Source organism: Streptomyces sp. NPDC013187 (genome assembly GCF_042899705.1).
GTDB classification, from domain to species: domain Bacteria; phylum Actinomycetota; class Actinomycetes; order Streptomycetales; family Streptomycetaceae; genus Streptomyces; species Streptomyces hawaiiensis_A.
Genome location: NZ_JBIBAF010000021.1, coordinates 76,656 through 92,910 on the forward strand (window position 1 = coordinate 76,656; position 16,255 = coordinate 92,910).

Here is a 16,255-nt window from a genome sequence, read left to right on the forward strand (position 1 = left end):
GCGCGCGCCGGCGCCCGGGTGACTAGCGTGAGGAAACGGATGATTCCACTCATGCGGGAAGGGCCGTGGCCATGGCCGTGCAACCTGAAGGAACCCCTTGCTGGGCCGACGCGATGTTCGATGATCTCGAAGGGGCCAAGAACTTCTACGGGGACGTCCTGGGCTGGACCTTCGCCGAGGCGGCGGCGGAGTTCGGCAACTACACGGAGGCTTCCGTGAACGGCAAAGCGGTCGCCGCCGTCGTTCCGCCCATGCCGGGCCAGGAGGGCCTGTCGCAGTGGTGCCTCTACTTCGCGTCCCAGGACGCCGCCGCCACCGCCGCCCGCATCCGCGACCACGGCGGCGAGGTGCTGATGGAGCCGATGCAGGTCGCCGACTTCGGCACCATGTGCCTGGGCCGCGATCCCGGTGGTGTCGTCTTCGGCGTCTGGCAGGCCGGCACCCACGAGGGCTTCCAGGCGATGGCCGAACCCGGCGCCTACACCTGGGCGGAGGTCTTCACCCGTGAGCCGGAGAAGGCCGACGCGTTCTTCCCCGCCGTGTTCTCCTACCGGCAGCGGGACATGGAGGACGGCGAGATGGACTTCCGGGTCTACGACCTGGGCGAGCGCACCGTGCTGGGCCGCATGAAGATGGGTGCGGAGTTCCCGCCCGAGGTGCAGCCGTACATCAACGTCTACTTCACCGTCGAGGACTGCGACGAGGCCGTGGCGAAGGCCACCAAGCTGGGCGGCGTGCTGCGGTTCGGTCCCATGACCACCCCGTTCGGCCGGTTCGCGACCCTCAGCGACCCGCAAGGCGCGAGCTTCTCGGTGATCGACACGACGAAGACCGAAGGAGAGATGCCGAAGCTGACCGACGTGGACCGGTGACGCACCGGGCACCGGACCTCCCGGCCGGACGGCGCCCGCGTCCATGGCATGATCGAGCGCATGCGTGAACGTGTTGTGGCCGCGTGTGACGGGGCTTCCAAGGGAAATCCCGGGCCCGCGGGCTGGGCCTGGGTCGTCGCCGACGCTTCCGAGGCACCGGAGCGGTGGGAGGCGGGGCCGCTCGGCAAGGCCACCAACAACGTCGCCGAACTCACCGCGCTGGAGCGCCTGCTGGCGGCGACCGACCCGGACGTGCCGCTCGAGGTCCGGATGGACTCGCAGTACGCGATGAAGGCCGTCACCACCTGGCTGCCGGGCTGGAAGCGCAACGGCTGGAAGACCTCCGCCGGCAAGCCCGTCGCCAACCAGGAGCTCGTCGTGCGCATCGACGAGCTCCTGGACGGCCGCTCGGTCGAGTTCCGCTACGTCCCCGCCCACCAGGTCGACGGCGACCGGCTCAACGACTTCGCCGACCGCGCCGCCAGCCAGGCCGCCGTCGTCCAGGAGCCCGCGGGCAGCGGCCTCGGTTCTCCCGAGCCGCCGCCCTCCCCGGACACCCCGGCGAAGGCCCCCCGCTCCCGCCCGCGCGGCGGTGCGGCCCGCACGGCCAAGGCCGCGGGCGGGAAGGGCTCCTCGCGCACCATCAAGGCGAAGTTTCCCGGCCGCTGCCAGTGCGGCCGCTCCTACGCGGCCGGCGAGGCCATCGCCAAGAACGACAGCGGCTGGGGCCACCCGGAGTGCCGCTCGGGCGCGACCGTCTGATCAGACGTCGAAGGTGTAGTGCGGGGTGTGGTCCAGCAGGTCCGCCGGGCTCATGTCGTGCCAGGGCCGCATCGTCTCGTTCAGATCGATGACGTTCGGCGTCCCGGCGGTGGGCAGGTAGCCCGAGCCGGGGTGGCGGCGCTGCCACTCGGCCCACAGCTTGTCTATGAACGCGTGGTGCAGCCAGAACACCGGGTCGTTGGGGGAGACCCCGGTGGCCATCTGCCCGCCGACCCAGACGTGGACGCGGTTGTGCAGATTGACGCCCCGCCACCCTTCGAGGTGATTGCGGAAGCCGTCCGAGCCGCTGTTCCAGGGCGCCATGTCGTACGTGGGCATCGCCAGCACCGACTCGACCTCGGCCCGCGTCGGCAGCTCGCGCACCCCCGCCCCGAGGGCGCGGCGCAGGAACGTACGGCCGTCGACCCGCACGTTGACCGGCCAGTTCCCGCCGGACGCGGAGAACGGCCCGTCCGTCACCCGGCCGTCCCGCTCCCGCCCGGTGCCCCCGAGGAAGTCCGGCCCCCACAGGGAGGCGCGCGGCGTCCGGTCGACCGTCCAGTCCCAGTAGGGCAGCGTCACCGACGCGTCCACCGACTGCAGTGCCCGCTCGAACTCCAGAAGGAATCTTCGGTGCCAGGGGAGGAAGGACGGTGAGCGGTGCCCGGTCCGCTCCCCATTGTCGGTGTCGGAGACGATGAAGGAGTTGTGCGTCGTGACGAACTCGTCGTAGCGGCCGCTGCGCTTCAGCTCCAGCAGCGCGGCGACGAAACGCCGCTTCTCGTCGGCGGTCAGGGTGGACTGGTTCTTGCGGACAGCCATGTGCGGGTGCTCCAGATGCCGTGCGTGGTGGGTCAGTTGGCGGGGAAGGGCAGCAGGGGCGCGCCCTGCAGTTCGTCCACAGCGGCGCGGGCGGCGGCGCGCGGGGTGGCGACCGGGTCGTAGTGGCTGACGACGCTGATCCAGCTGCCGTCGGCGTTGCGCATCACGTGCAGCTCCACCCCGTCGACGAACACCGCGTAGCCCGCGCCGTGATGGCCGTGGTGACCGGACCCGGTGGCCGGGCGGCCCTGTATCCGGCGGCCCTTGTAGACCTCGTCGAAGGTGCCGGGGGAGTCGTGGTGACCGGCGGCCGAGGCCGGGGTGACGGCTGACAACGCCCCCGCGCTCGTGGCGAGGACGGCCGCGGCGGTGAGCGCGCTGCGACGGCTGAGTTCCGGCATGCGGACCTCCTGGGTGGGTTCGGCTGATGACCCCGCATGCCTACCGGCCCGCCCGCTACCGGGAGAAATCCACGCGAGCCGGTTGGCTGCGATCCGGGCAATTCCCCTTATGTCGTGCAAGGTTGAACCAAGATGATCTTGCTTCAAGGGGGCCGGGCGTGAGCGCGGAAGGGGAAATTCCACCCGCGAAGGGTGCTGTGGCGCGAGTTTCCGCCCGGGTCGCCCGTTGCCCGTGGTGCGCGTCACGCAGCGAAACTGGCGCGATTCGGTGGCCTGAGGTCGGGGCGCACCGGCCCCGACCGTCCAGGCGTACCTCACGCCCTGGCGAACAGCCGGTCCAGGAAGGCGTTGCCGTACACGCGGTGCGGGTCGAGCCGGTCCAGCACCCTGCCCGCCTCCGTCCACTCGGCGGAGCCGACCGCCGCCGGTACGACGCCGTCCAGCATCTCCTCGTCGCTCCACACCCCGTCGTCCGTGTACGCCCACCCCTTGGACCACTCCACCCGGGTGAGCGCGGAACCGCCGTCGAACGTGCGCAGGAGGAACCGCTCGATCTCGCGCAGGAAGGACTCCGCGTCCGGTGTGCCCGGCAGCGTGAGGACGTCCAGCCACACGGCCGTGTCCCACTCGGGGTGCTCCTCGGGCGGCCGGAGCGCCGACAGCAGGGGCGGGCGGGCCCCGGGCACCCCCACGTCGCCCGGGTCGTCCAGGCCGGTCACCCGGATCTCCACCGAGCCGTTGACCGGGAAGCTGCCCCGGGCGGCGTACGCCGTCAGCCGCTCGCGGTAGAAGGCGGCGAACTCGGAGACGACCTCCTGCACCCGGTCCCGCGAGGTGAGGACCGCGTAGCCGTCGGCGTGCACCCGCAGCGTGCTCGGCTTCAGGTACAGCAGCGTGTTCTTGGACGGCCCCCACAGGTCGGCGGACAGCGTCGTCACCAGCCCCAGCGCAGCGGCCTCGTACTGGGCGGTGCCGAGCACCGGCGCCAGGTACCAGGCCGCGTCCGACGTCATCCGGCCGACCAGCTCCGCCACCGGCCCCGGGATGTTGTCCGAGAACGGGTAGTTGTACGGCCGCGTCACCTTCCGCGAGGTCAGCGGCCGGGTGGGCGAGACGCTCCACACCTTCAGCCAGGGATGCTCGGTGAAGGCGAACCAGATCGCCTCGACCCGCCCCGCCTCGTCCAGGTAGCTCGCGAAGGTCCGCCCCCCGCCCGAGCCGGGCGCGGCGAACAGCTCCCCGGCCGGGACGTCCGTACGGCTCACGCACCTGAGGTCGGTGTTCGCGCCCACCCGCAGCACCACCTCGGTCACCAGGGACCGGCCGAGGTGGGTCAGCAGCGCGGCGCAGTCCGCCTCGTCACGGTGGAACGTGCGCAGCACGTACGCGCCGGCCCCGGAGTCCCACACGACCGCCGTCAGGGACAGGATCAGATTGCTGAGCGAGCCGTACGTGTGCCCGGACCGCCGTCGCTCACCCCGCGCGGGTACGGCGGTGCCGTGCGCGTCGACGGCGAGCGCACCGCCCAGCGTCAGCACGCCGGGAGCGGGAGCGGCCGTGACGCCGAGGCCGTGTCCCTCCAGGAAGGTCAGCAGGGCCTCCATGGTCACGCCGGTTCCGGCACGCACGGCGGTGGGGGAGTCCAGGGCCAGGCCGGTGAGGTGGGGCGTGGTGTCGACGAGGAGGACCGGCGCACCGGACGGCGTCCCCTCCGTGACCGTCAGGGGTGACCAGCCGTGCGAGGCGCCCCGGGCGCGCACCCGCCACCCATGCCGCCACGCCCAGTTGACGACGGCGACCAGCTGGTCCGGGCTGTCCGGCGCGCAGGCCCACAGCCCGTCGGCGGTGATCTCACCGACCCAGTTCCGGTACGCCGAGCGGTACAGCGCGACGTCCCCGGGGAAGCCGGGCAGCTCCGCGGCGGCGGCCGCCGGATCCGCCGGCAGACCGGGTACGGCGGCCAGCGCGGCGGCGGTGAGAAGGAGGCGCCGGCGCGTCCAGGACGAGGCGTCCGACGGGTGGTTGCTCGCTGAACCTGTGGTCACGTGAGGCCACGCTAGGGGTCCGTTGACACGTGACGTGTTCCTGTCGCATCGATTCACTCGTGTGAGTGAATTGCGCGGGCTCGACGGGACGGAGGGATACGTTCCGCGCGGTGCTGTGACAGGTGACAGACTGACGCCCATGGACGAGCGCACATTCGACAGGTCGGGTCAGCACGCTTCCGTCATCGGACTGGGCACCTGGCAGCTGGGTGCCGACTGGGGAGACGTCGACGACAAGGAAGCCCTCGCGGTGCTGGAGGCGGCGGCGGAGGCCGGGGTGACCTTCTTCGACACCGCCGACGTGTACGGCGACGGCCGCAGCGAGCAGACCATCGCCGCGTTCCTCAGCGGCCGCCCGGACCTGCACGTCATGGTCGCCACGAAGATGGGCCGCCGGGTCGACCAGATCCCCGGAAACTACGTGCTCGACAACTTCCGTGCCTGGAACGACCGTTCCCGGCGCAACCTCGGCGTCGACCGGATCGACCTGGTGCAGCTGCACTGCCCGCCGACACCCGTCTACTCCACGGACGAGGTGTTCGACGCGCTCGACACCCTGGTCGAGGAGGAGCGGGTCGCCGCCTACGGCGTCAGCGTCGAGACCTGCGAGGAGGCACTGACCGCGATCGCCCGGCCGAACGTGGCGAGCGTGCAGATCATCCTCAACCCGTTCCGCATGAAGCCCCTGCGCGAGGTGCTCCCGGCCGCCCGTGCGGCGGGCGTCGGCATCATCGCCCGGGTGCCGCTGGCCTCCGGCCTGCTCTCCGGCAAGTACACCCGGGACACCGTCTTCCCGGAGAACGACCACCGCACCTACAACCGGCACGGCGAGGCCTTCGACCAGGGCGAGACCTTCTCCGGCGTCGACTACGCCACCGGTGTGGAGGCGGCCGCCGAGTTCGCGGCGCTCGCCCCCGAGGGCTGCACCCCGGCCCAGCTGGCCCTGCGCTGGATCGTCGAGCAGCCCGGCGTCACGACCGTGATCCCCGGCGCGCGCTCGCCCGAGCAGGCCCGGGCCAACGCGGCCGCCGCCCGCCTCCCGGAGCTGCCCGGTGAGACCCTGGCCGCGATCCGCGACCTGTACGACCGGCGAATCAAGGACCAGGTCGAATCCCGCTGGTGAGGCCGGCTCTCACGGCTCGAGGAGCAGCTGCCGCTCCTGCTCCTGGTCGCCGGAGGCGGCACCGTCGTCGCGTGCCGTGAAAGCCCGGGTGAGCGTGTCGCTCGCCCTCCGCACGGCCTCCGGGCTGCCCTGCACGGTGACGGTCACCGGCGCGGACAGCCGCCCGGAGGCCTTTGCGTCACCACCGGCGGAGCCCGCGCCGCTCTCCCCGTCGAAGGTCGCCGTGTGGACCGTCGCGTTCCCGTCGGCGGGGACCTCGTCCGGCGCCCCGAACGTGCCTTCCAGGGCCCGGACGACCGCTCGCGCGTCGTCGGTGCCTCCGCCGCTGAGCGTGACGGTGAGCTGCGTACCGGACATGCGTCCACGACCTCCTCGGGCTCTGCGTCATTCGCGCCGTCCGTGTAACCGTCCCCTGATCGCTCAAACCGCCGCAGGTCCCGGGACGAGGAGTCGTTCCGGGGAACCCGGGAAAGAGGAGGGCTCGGATCTCACATCGGGAGGAAACAGTGGCGGACGCGGCTGAGGGCGGGGCCATGCGCCGGGGGCGCAACGAGACGGAGGAGGAGAGAGCGGACCGGATGTGGCAGGAGCTCATCCAGGAGGTCCGCGTGGCGCAGATGGGCGTCCAGATCCTGTTCGGCTTCCTGCTCACCGTGGTGTTCACCGAGAAGTACGCGAAACTCTCCGACACCGACCAGACGATCTACCTCGTGACGGTGGTCCTGGGCGCCTGCGCGACGGGGGCGCTGATAGGACCGGTGTCCCTGCACCGCCTCGTCTCCGGGCGGCGCGTCAAACCCCAGGCGGTGCAGCTGGCCTCCCGGCTCACCCTGCTCGGCCTCGTGCTGCTGCTCGCCACGACGACCGCCTCACTGCTGCTGATCCTGCGCGTGGCGACGCATAACGGATTCGTGCCCTACCTCGTCGCCGGCGTGGTCGGCTGGTACCTGCTGTGCTGGTTCGTCCTGCCGCTGTGGACCCGCCGCCGTCACACCTCGCGGTGACGGCACCATGGCCAGTCGCCGGTCGTGCACCCGGCTGAGCAGCAGCAGCGACGCGCTCGCTCCGATCAGCGCGCAGAACATGTCCCACTGCGTGTCCCAGACATCGCCCTGGGTGGCCAGGAAGGCGTGCGCCGCGTGCCCGCCGGCCACGGCGGCGGCCCATTCGAGCATCTCGAAGACGGCGCTGAAGGCCAGGCAGACGCAGAGGGTCAGCGGCGCGAGCCAGCGGCTGCCGCGCAGCGGCGAGGTGCGCACCAGCAGCTCGCGCACCAGCACGGCCGGGACGAAGCCCTGCATCAGGTGGCCGAGCCGGTCGTAGGGATTGCGGTCCAGGCCGAAGGCGTCCCGGACCCGGTCGCCGAGCGGTACCTCGGCGTACGTGTAGTGGCCGCCCACCATCAGCACCACGGCGTGGGCGGCCAGCAGGCAGCACAGCAGGCCGGTGAGCGGGAAGCGCCGCCGGGTCAGCACCAGCAGCGGCAGACCCACGACGACCCAGACGACCTCCAGGAACCAGGTCATGCGGTCGTGCGGGTGCCATCCGGACAGGACCAGCACCCCGAGCACACCGCAGGCGAGGGCGGCGGGCAGCGACGGCCGGCGACCCGGGCGTACGTCGGACACAGCGGACATGGCGGGCTCCTCTTCGGGGGAGCCCATCGTCGTGCCGGGGGCAGGCCCCCGGCACGAGTACGCCTACTCATACCGGCCGCCGTTCAGCCCCCGGCGAGGACCCCCGCCAGGAAGTCGTCGACATGGACCTCCTCGCGGCCCGGCGGGACCACCTCGTGGGTCTCTCGCAGGAACGCCGCGAACCCGGGCGCCCACCCGAACACCACCGCGTGGTGCCGGCCGCCGTCGGGGCGGGCATCGCCGAGGAACTCCATGCGCAGCTCCTGCCACATCCCCCGCGACTGCGGGCGCATCCGCACGTCGCCCACTCCGACCGGACGGCGCAGCGCGTCGCCGAGCATCTCCCGGTCCAGTTGCCACCGGGCGAGGACACGGCCGTCATGGCTGAAGACCACGGTGACGGCGAACGGGTCCGCGGCGTCGTAGCTCAGGTGGGCGAGCACGGAGAAACGTTCCGTGTCACCCGCCTGGAGCTGCACCACCAGCGTCTTGTGGACGAACGAGTTCACGAGGGGGCCTCCGGGAAGAACCGACGTAGAGCCCTCTAGTACCCCCGATTCTGCTGAAATGCTCAGCCGACCGGGTGATTCCCACGGGCACCGCGCAGCGACTCGATACAGACGGCGACCGCCCGCTGCAGCTCCTCCAGGCGCTGCACCATGTCGTCCTCGTAGAACTCTCCGGCGTCGTCGAAGGTCAGCTCTTCGAACACCTTCGTCGCCTTCTGCAGGCTGCTGTAGAACTTCGTGCGCTGCTCCTGCACCCGCAGCCCCGGGTCCGCTTCCACGGCCTCGGCCACGAGGGACTTCATGGTGTCGTAGGCCTCGGCGGCCCACTCGCCGGCGTCCTCGCCCTCGTCCAGCTCGTCGATGAGCGACAGGTGGCGCTCGGCCTCCTGACGAAGGTCGGCGGGCGCGTCGACGGTCTGCCCGGCGGGCGTCTTGATCTGACCCGACTCGGCGATCTGGCGCACGTATCCGATCCGGTCGGCCGCCCTGCTCTCACCGGCGACGGCCTTCTTCAGCTCGTCGGTGCGCACGACGTCGCGGGCCAGCTCCGACTGGAGGTCCGGGTCCTCACGGACCCGGTCCAGCAGGGCCTGGCGGGCCGCTCGGGCGGTGGACGGGTCGGCGAGGATCGCGGCCCGCAGGGCGGTGGGGTTCTCCGCGACCTCCAGCGCCTTCGTGGGCCGGATGCCCTCCGCCTCGGCGGCCTCGGAGATGGCGGCGCCGCGCTCGGACGTGGCGCTGTTGCGCGAGACGTAGTAGCTCAGCCACACGTCGGCGTCCGGCAGATCCACCTCCTGACCCGGCGTCAGCGCCTCGAACTGCGGGACCATCCCGTCGTCAGCCGCCCGGTCCCACGCCTTGTAGTAGCGCATGACCCGCTCCGGGGAGCAGCCGGCGAGCTCCGCGAACTCCTTCGCGGACACCTTCGGCGTCTCGTCCGCGCCCTGCCCGCCGGGCCGCACGCTGCGCGCCACCTTCAGCCCGAAGGCCCACCCTCCGGTCCGGGCGTACGCCCCGAACTCCCGCGCGTCCCGCACGACGAGGTCGGACACGGGCGCCGGAGCGGCGGGAGACGTCTCGGGCGGGGTCATGGCTACGGTCACGGACGACTCTCCTGAGCAAGGCGGATCGGATGGAGCATGGTGCGGACGGAAGCCTAGCGGCACCCTGTGACCTCGCCGTTCGCCGCCCGCACGGCCGGCCCGAACCGGTGTCGCCCCGGGTGGGGGTGCGCGGGGAACGCCCGCCATGGTGCGCGTGCGAGCAGGGGGTTCCCGCCACGACGGAGCAGGCCCGGCGGATCAGAGCGCTCGTGAAGAAGAGCCCCCCGGAGCGGAGGGCTCAACTGGTCGAGCGAACAGTGCAGGCGCCGGCCGAGGGCTTCAGCCGAACGCGTCGCGCAGCGCGGGCAGCAGGGTCTTCTCCGACCAGTCCAGATACGCCGGCTGCGACTCGCCGCCGATCTGCACCAGGGCGACCTCGGTGAATCCGGCCTCGGCGTACGGGCGTACGGCCTCGACGAACGCATCCGGGTCGTCACCGCACGGGATGGCGTCGGCGACGTCGTCCTGCGTGACGAACTGGGTCGCCGCCTCGAAGGAATCCGGGTGCGGAAGCTCCGAGTTGACCTTCCAGCCGCTGCCGAACCAGCGGAACTGGGAATGCGCCCGCTTGACGGCCGCGTCCCGGTCGGGGTCGTAGCAGACCGGCAGCTGGCCGACGCGGGGCTTGCCCTCGCCGCCGTGCCGGTCGAACGACTCCAGCAGCCCGGCCTTGGGCTCGGTGGCGATGACCAGGTCGCCGAGCCGGCCCGCGAGTTCGCAGGACCGCTCCCCGGAGACGGCGATGCCGATGGGTGGCGCCTCGTCCGGCAGGTCCCACAGCCGGGCCGACTCCACGTCGAAGTGCGTGCCGCGACGGTTGACGTGGCCGCCCTCGAAGAGGGCCCGGATGATCTCCACGGCCTCCTCGAACATCTCGTGCCGCACGTCGACGGACGGCCAGCCGCCGCCCACCACGTGCTCGTTGAGGTTCTCACCCGATCCCAGTCCCAGCCGGAATCGGCCCTCGGACAGCAACTGCAGCGTCGCGGCCTTCTGCGCCACCACCGCAGGGTGGTAGCGGAACGTCGGACACGTCACATACGTCATCAGCGGGATACGTGACGTGGCCTGGGCCGCCGCACCGAGCACGGCCCACGCGTAGGGCGAATGGCCCTGCGAGCGCAGCCACGGGAAGTAGTGGTCGGAGGTCACCGAGAAGTCGAAGCCCGCCTCCTCGGCCCGCACCACGTGGTCGACGAGCTCTCGGGGGCCGGCCTGTTCGGTCATCATCGTGTATCCGATTTGCACCATAACCGGCGAGTCCCCTGACGGAGGACTTGAAAACTGCTCGATCAAGGTCGCCGACGGGTGCAGGATGCATCCATGAGCGCCTCCGCCCTGCCCTCCTCCGATCCCGCCGCACAAGGCGTCGACGCCCGCGGTGTGCACGCCTTCCTCGACGCCCTCGAAGCGGCGCCCGGTATCGAGCCGCACAGTCTGATGATCATGCGGCACGGGCAGCTGGTGGCCGCCGGCTGGTGGGCGCCGTACACGCCCGAACGCCGCCACCTGCTGTACTCGCTCAGCAAGAGCTTCACCGCAACCGCCGCGGCCCTGGCCGAGGCCGAGGGGCTGCTCGACTTCGACGCACCCGTGACCTCGTACTTCCCGGAGTTCGAGGCCGACATCACCGACCCGCGCAGCCGGGCCGTGCTCGTACGGCACGTGGCGTCCATGGCGAGCGGCCACCGGCGGGACACCGTCGACGAGGCCTTCGGGCGGGACGTCTCCGAGCCCGTCCGGCAGTTCCTGCTGCTGCCCCCCGACGCCGACCCGGGCACCGTCTTCGCCTACAACCAGCCCGCCACCTACACGCTCGCCGCGATCGTCCAGCGGGTGACCGGGCAGCCGCTCACCGCGTACCTGCGGCCCCGGCTGCTGGATCCGCTGGGTATCGGCGAGGTGGCCTGGCTGCGGGACCGCACCGGCCGCGAGCTCGGCTTCAGCGGCCTGCACGCCACCACCGACGCGATCGCCCGGCTCGGACAGCTGTATCTGCGCGACGGGCTGTGGCAGGGAGAGCGGCTGCTGCCCGAGGGATGGGCGGCCCGGGCCTCGCACCCCCGCACACGGACCGCCGGCGCCATGGGCGACGTGGACCGGCAGGACTGGGACCGGGGCTACGGCTACCAGTTCTGGACGTCCCGGCACGGCTACCGGGGCGACGGCGCGTTCGGCCAGTTCTGCCTGGTGCTGCCGGAGCACGACGTGGTGATCGCGGCGACCACGGCGACCGAGCGGATGCAGGAATACCTGAACCTGGTCTGGAAGCATCTGCTGCCCGCCTTCGGCCCCGAGCCGCTGACCGGCCGCGAGGCCGCCGACGCCGAACTGCGGGAGCGCCTCAACCGGCTCGCGCTGCCGCCCGCCCCGGGCCGTCCCGTACCCCCTGAACGGGAGCGGGACTGGGCAACCGCCGCCTTCACGCCCTCCGCGGCTGGACCGGTCCGCTCGGCGGGGCTCACCCGGGGCACCGACGGCTGGACGCTCACACTCACCGGAGAGAGGGACCGTCCGGACCGTCCGGACCGGCTCGGCCTGCGCATCCCGCGAGAGGGCTGGGCGGTCGCCGAGGAACCCGTCCCGACCGCGGTGAGCGGCGGCTGGACCGATGGCGGCACGCTGGCCGTGGACGTGGTGTTCCTGGAGACCCCGCACCGTCTGGCGCTGACCTGCTCCCTCGCGGAGGGGACGCTCACCGGGCACTGGTGCACCACTCCGCTGCACGGCGGCCCCCTCACCGCCCTGCGCGCCCCGCGCCGGTCAGTCTGAGTCCGGCCGGAAGGTCTTGAAGAAGGTGCGCAGCGCCTCCTGGTTGGCGGCTTCGTCCCAGTCGGCGTCCGGTGTGGTCCAGCGCAGCGAGAAGCTCCGGCCCCCACCGAGCAGGAAGCCGCGGCCGTAGGTGTGCACCCGGGTGCCGTCGGCGTACGCGGTCCACTCCATGTCGGCCGCCTTGCGGCCCTGGTACGTCGTCGCGCGGATCGCGCCGATCCGGTCGTAGCCGTCGGCCTGTTTGAGGTTGGGTTCGACGTCGTCCCGCCACACGACGACGGGGTCCGGACCCGCCTGGTCGCTGTAGGTGACGGCCAGCGTGCGGTCGTCGTCCTCGGCGCCGAAGACGACCCGGTACGCCTCGCCGTCACGGTCGGTGTCCAGCCGCTTGAAGCCCTTGGGGAGCGCGACGGAGAAGCCCTCCGGCGCCCGGTAGCGCTGGAACCCGGGCGGCAGGGCCGTGGCCGGGGAGGAGGGGGTGCGCGTGGGTGTGGGGGAGGGGGACTCGGGTGGGCTGGGCACCGCGGACGGTTCGGCACTGTCGCCGCCGGTGCCCTCGCCCGGCGTGGCGGCGGAGGCCGGTGGCCGGGCCGGCGATTCGGCCGCGTCGCTGCCGCCGTCCGTGCCCGGCAGCCCCTGGGTCGCGGCGAGCACGGCGACCGCCACGGTGACGACGGCCAGGGCCGTTCCCGCCACCATGGTGCGTCTGCTCCACGCCGGGCTGCCCGTCCGCACCGCGGCGTAGGCGCCGCGCAGCCGCGGGGCCGGTGCCAGGGCGGCCTCGGGGTCCTCACTGAGGGCGCGGGTCAGCGCCTCACGCACCACCGGGCGGGTCAGCCGCTCTCGTGAGTCCTTGCGGAGCAGGCCCTGCACGACCTGGGTGAGCGGCCCGGCGCGCACCGGCGTGCGCAGCGGAAGCCGGTCGACGCCCTTCAGGGTGTTCTCCGGTCGCCCCCGGTCCCGGAAGGGCGGGCGCCCCTCGACCGTCGTGTACAGGATCGCGCCCAGCGCCCACAGATCGGCCGCGGGGCCGATGCGCTGGTCACGGGCCTGCTCCGGGGAGGCGAACGCGGGCGCCGTCAGCCGGGGCGCGAGGGTCGCCCCGGCCAGGCCGAAGCCGGTGACGACGACCGAGTGATCCTCGCGCACGAACACCTGGCCGGGGCTGAGTTCGCCGTGCGTGATGCCCCCGGCGTGCGCCGCGTCCAGCACGTCGAGCAGCTCCAGGCCGATCCGCGCCGCCCGCACGTAGTTGAACGTGCCCTGCTCGGAAAGGAGTTCACCGAGGGGGGTGCCGTCGATCCACTCGTTGACCGTCCACAGGGTGCCTGCCTCCTCGACCGCGTCGACGACCGCGGCGATCCGGCCGGGGCACAGCAGCGCCATGTTCTCGGTCGTGCGCAGCAGGCGGGCGGCAGCCCGGCGCTCGGCCCCGCGCGGGTCCTCCGGAAGCCCGATCTGGGTCACGAGGCACGGGCGGGAGATCTCGCCGGCCCCGGTGTCCTCGGCATACCAGCAGATGCGGTTGGTCTCGCGATGAATGATCTCGAGCAGCCGGTACCGGCCGGCGACCAACTGGTGTGTGGAGACGTGCGCCCTGCCCATGGCCATCCCTCGCTGGAAACCTGGCTCTCACCTTTTCCAGAAGTACGGGGGGCGAGGCGGCCTGCGTTCAAACGGATCGCAACTCCGTGATCGTTCCTGTCTTTTGTTCAAAGGGTGGGAGCAAGTGTGCGAAGAAAGAGGGTCTTTCGCGGGCCCGTGCGCGGCTCACCTCGGCAGCCCGGCGCGCGGCGGGCGCGAGGAATTCGGCCGCCGCAACCCGTTGATTCGGGAATTCGGGCCCGGCCTGGAGGTAACCGGCGGTAAATGCGAAGGCGTACAACGTCTGAACTCGGAGCCCTCCGATGAATAGCGCGACGGATTCTCCGGGAGGGGCCCGAACGTCAGCGCAGCCCGAAGCGACGCGACCAGGCGAACACGTCGTCCGTCGTCGCGTTGCCCCCGCACACCACCAGACCGAGCCGCGCCCCGTCGCCGACCCGGTCCAGGACCTGCCGGGCCGCGGGCAGCAGGCAGCCGGCCGCCGGTTCGGCCCACACCTTGGCGTGGTCGGCCAGGTCCAGCACGCCCTGCACGGCCTCCCGGTCCGGAACCACGAGGACCTCGGTGACCAGGGCCGAGACATGGTCGTACGTCAGCTGCGACACGGACGGGGCGCTGAGGGTGGAGACGATCGACGACAGGGCGACCGGGAGCGGGCCGCCCGCCGCCAGTGCCTCGGACATGGCCTGCGCGCCCTCGGTCTCCACGCCCCACACCCGCACGCCGGGCCGGCGCGCCCGCAGTGCTGCGGCGACACCGGAGATCAGGCCGCCGCCCCCGATGCTCACCAGCACGTCCGTGAGTTCGCCGGCGTCGGCGGCGAACTCCAGCCCGACCGTGCCCTGTCCCGCGATCACCGCGGGGTCGTCGAAGGGATGGACCAGCGTCAGGCCCTCCTGCTGAAGCCGCGCCATGAGCGCGAAGGCGCCGTCCATGTCATCGGTCAGCCGCACCGACGCACCGGCCTCCTCCGCGATCTCCACGGCACGGGCGGGCGCCGAACGGGGCATCACCACCGTGGCCTTCACATCGAGGGCCGCGGCCATGACCGCGACGGCGATGCCGTGGTTGCCGCCGCTGACCGCCACGACCCCGGCGGCCCGCTCCGCCTCGCTCAGCGACAGCAGCTTCGCCGCCGCCCCGCGTGCCTTGAACGAGCCGGTGCGCTGCAGCAGTTCGAGTTTCACGGTGACCGGTGCACCGAGCAGCGCCGACAGCCCCGGGCTGTCCACGGTCGGAGTGCGCACGACGTGCCCGGCGATTCGCCCGGCCGCGGCTTCGATCTCCGGAATGCCGATCATGGCAGTCGTCCTTCCGGCGCGGGGTCGCGGAACGCGCCGTATCGAACCCTGACGTGTCGAGGGGGCCGAGGTCAAAGCGGTGCGGGGGCCTGCCCTGTGTCACGGACGCACCCGGCCCCGGCGGTTCAGACGTCGCGCCGCACCAGGTACTCCAGCAGCGACCGCAGGTCCCCGACGGCCTCCGCTGCCAGCGGAGCTCCGGCGAGTGAGGCCTCGACGGCGGTGAGGTGCCGGCGGGCCTCCGCCAGGGCCGCGGCACGGCCGCCCGCCTCCTCGATGAGCGCGGCCGCCGTGTCGGTCGCCGCACCCGAGTCGAGGAGTGCGGCGATCCGGCCGCCCATCGGGGAGCCGAGCGCCACCAGCACCGGGAACGTCTTCTTCCGCTCGCGCAGATCACCGTGGACCGGTTTACCGGTGACGCCGGGGTCACCCCAGATGCCCAGCACGTCGTCGACGATCTGGAACGCGACCCCCAGGTGCCGGCCCGCCCGGTCGAGCGCGGCGGCCGTCTCGGGGCGGGCACCGCCCAGTACGGCACCGAGCGCCGCCGCGCAGCCCAGCAGCGCGCCCGTCTTGTGCTCCGCCATCGCCCGGTACTCGTCGGGGCGTACCCGCTCCGGGCCGGTCCACGGGCGGTCGGCGAACAGCAGGTCGTCCGCCTGCCCGCGCACCAGGTCACCCAGCGCCACGGACAGCGTGCGCACACCCGCGGCACCACCGGGCTGCGCGGCCAGCGTCTCGACGGCCAGGGCGAACAGGGCGTCGCCCGCCAGCACCGCGGGACCCGTGCCGTAGGCCCGCCACACGGCCGGGCGGCGGCGCCGGTCCGCGTCGCCGTCCATGATGTCGTCGTGCAGCAGGGAGAAGGTGTGCACCAGCTCCACCGCGACAGCCGCGGCCACCCCGGCCCGGCCCGGCGCACCGGCCGCCTCCGCGCCGAGCACCGCGAGCGCCTGCCGCACGCCCTTGCCGCCGGAGGCCACGGCCGGAGCACCCCCGACCTCGCACCAGCCGAGGGAGTACGCGGCCATCTCGCCCACCCAGGGGTGCAGCCGCCCCACGGCCTCTTCCAGGGCGGGCCGGACCAGGGCGCGGCAGCGGTCGAGAACGGCGGGAACGTCCCGGGCGCCGGCCGCGCGATCGTGCGCCTCGCCCCGCAGCGCTGTCCGTGTGGTGGCGGTCGCCTCGGCCGCCGTGCCCTGCCGTGACCGCCGCACGGTGGCCGGGGCCGAAGCCGTCGCGCCCTCGTGCGCCGCCTGTCCGGCTCCCCGGGGCGGTGGGGCCTGGGTGGCCGGGGCCCTCG

Annotated in this window: 15 protein-coding genes and 1 pseudogene; 5 read left to right on the forward strand and 11 right to left on the reverse strand. The window is 72.6% G+C overall.

Annotated elements, in window-relative coordinates; genetic code table 11:
- Nucleotides 1–71 precede the first annotated feature (71 nt).
- Together ACFY5B_RS34885 and ACFY5B_RS34890 are read left to right on the forward strand one after the other, a co-directional pair.
- The gene (locus ACFY5B_RS34885) at nucleotides 72–872 is read left to right on the forward strand and encodes a VOC family protein (protein ID WP_389977705.1); all 801 of its coding nucleotides are present in this window, start codon (nucleotides 72–74) and stop codon (nucleotides 870–872) included.
- A 48-nt stretch (nucleotides 873–920) separates the two neighbouring features.
- Nucleotides 921–1,634, forward strand: coding sequence for a ribonuclease H (locus ACFY5B_RS34890; protein ID WP_389977708.1), 714 nt, complete (start codon nucleotides 921–923; stop codon nucleotides 1,632–1,634).
- Here the strand turns inward: ACFY5B_RS34890 and ACFY5B_RS34895 are convergent, their stop codons facing one another.
- The 3 genes from ACFY5B_RS34895 to ACFY5B_RS34905 form a co-directional block, all read right to left on the reverse strand.
- Nucleotides 1,635–2,456, reverse strand: coding sequence for a tyrosinase family protein (locus tag ACFY5B_RS34895; protein WP_389977711.1), 822 nt, complete (start codon nucleotides 2,454–2,456; stop codon nucleotides 1,635–1,637). It lies immediately after the preceding gene.
- 32 nt (nucleotides 2,457–2,488) lie between these two features.
- On the reverse strand, nucleotides 2,489–2,857 hold the full coding sequence (locus tag ACFY5B_RS34900; RefSeq protein ID WP_351640637.1) for a tyrosinase cofactor: 369 nt from the start codon (nucleotides 2,855–2,857) through the stop codon (nucleotides 2,489–2,491).
- A 314-nt stretch (nucleotides 2,858–3,171) separates the two neighbouring features.
- Entirely contained in the window at nucleotides 3,172–4,902 is a 1,731-nt protein-coding gene (locus ACFY5B_RS34905; RefSeq protein WP_389977714.1) for a cholesterol oxidase substrate-binding domain-containing protein, read from the reverse strand.
- A 139-nt stretch (nucleotides 4,903–5,041) separates the two neighbouring features.
- Here ACFY5B_RS34905 and ACFY5B_RS34910 point away from each other — a divergent pair, with 139 nt between their 5' ends.
- Complete coding sequence (locus ACFY5B_RS34910) at nucleotides 5,042–6,025, forward strand: aldo/keto reductase (protein WP_389977717.1); 984 nt, start codon at nucleotides 5,042–5,044, stop codon at nucleotides 6,023–6,025.
- Nucleotides 6,026–6,034: 9 nt separating this feature from the next.
- Here ACFY5B_RS34910 and ACFY5B_RS34915 read toward each other — a convergent pair whose 3' ends face one another.
- Nucleotides 6,035–6,382 (reverse strand): hypothetical protein, encoded by a 348-nt coding sequence (locus ACFY5B_RS34915; protein ID WP_389977720.1) that lies wholly within the window; start codon nucleotides 6,380–6,382, stop codon nucleotides 6,035–6,037.
- 149 nt (nucleotides 6,383–6,531) lie between these two features.
- Here ACFY5B_RS34915 and ACFY5B_RS34920 point away from each other — a divergent pair, with 149 nt between their 5' ends.
- Nucleotides 6,532–7,029 (forward strand): DUF6328 family protein, encoded by a 498-nt coding sequence (locus ACFY5B_RS34920; RefSeq protein WP_389977723.1) that lies wholly within the window; start codon nucleotides 6,532–6,534, stop codon nucleotides 7,027–7,029.
- Here ACFY5B_RS34920 and ACFY5B_RS34925 read toward each other — a convergent pair.
- The 4 genes and pseudogenes from ACFY5B_RS34925 to ACFY5B_RS34940 all read right to left on the reverse strand — a co-directional run.
- Nucleotides 7,030–7,662 (reverse strand): annotated as a pseudogene (locus tag ACFY5B_RS34925) (DUF2238 domain-containing protein); the annotation flags it as partial.
- An 83-nt stretch (nucleotides 7,663–7,745) separates the two neighbouring features.
- A complete protein-coding gene (locus ACFY5B_RS34930) occupies nucleotides 7,746–8,171 on the reverse strand; it encodes an SsgA family sporulation/cell division regulator (protein ID WP_389977726.1) in 426 nt (141 codons plus the stop codon).
- Between the two features lie 62 nt (nucleotides 8,172–8,233).
- The gene (locus ACFY5B_RS34935) at nucleotides 8,234–9,262 is read right to left on the reverse strand and encodes a hypothetical protein (protein WP_389977864.1); all 1,029 of its coding nucleotides are present in this window, start codon (nucleotides 9,260–9,262) and stop codon (nucleotides 8,234–8,236) included.
- 291 nt (nucleotides 9,263–9,553) lie between these two features.
- Nucleotides 9,554–10,525: an LLM class F420-dependent oxidoreductase gene (locus ACFY5B_RS34940; protein ID WP_389977729.1), complete on the reverse strand. Its 972-nt coding sequence runs from the start codon at nucleotides 10,523–10,525 to the stop codon at nucleotides 9,554–9,556.
- A gap of 72 nt (nucleotides 10,526–10,597) precedes the next feature.
- Here ACFY5B_RS34940 and ACFY5B_RS34945 point away from each other — a divergent pair, with 72 nt between their 5' ends.
- Complete coding sequence (locus ACFY5B_RS34945; RefSeq protein ID WP_389977732.1) at nucleotides 10,598–12,046, forward strand: serine hydrolase domain-containing protein; 1,449 nt, start codon at nucleotides 10,598–10,600, stop codon at nucleotides 12,044–12,046.
- Here ACFY5B_RS34945 and ACFY5B_RS34950 read toward each other — a convergent pair.
- From ACFY5B_RS34950 to ACFY5B_RS34960, 3 genes are all read right to left on the reverse strand, one after another.
- On the reverse strand, nucleotides 12,038–13,657 hold the full coding sequence (locus ACFY5B_RS34950) for a serine/threonine protein kinase (protein WP_389977735.1): 1,620 nt from the start codon (nucleotides 13,655–13,657) through the stop codon (nucleotides 12,038–12,040). The genes ACFY5B_RS34945 and ACFY5B_RS34950 overlap by 9 nt on opposite strands.
- A gap of 335 nt (nucleotides 13,658–13,992) precedes the next feature.
- Entirely contained in the window at nucleotides 13,993–14,952 is a 960-nt protein-coding gene (locus ACFY5B_RS34955) for a threonine/serine dehydratase (RefSeq protein WP_389977737.1), read from the reverse strand.
- Nucleotides 14,953–15,077: 125 nt separating this feature from the next.
- Nucleotides 15,078–16,112 carry a polyprenyl synthetase family protein gene (locus tag ACFY5B_RS34960; protein WP_389977867.1) on the reverse strand — a complete coding sequence of 345 codons (1,035 nt, stop codon included), beginning with the start codon at nucleotides 16,110–16,112 and terminating at the stop codon, nucleotides 15,078–15,080.
- Nucleotides 16,113–16,255 lie beyond the last annotated feature (143 nt).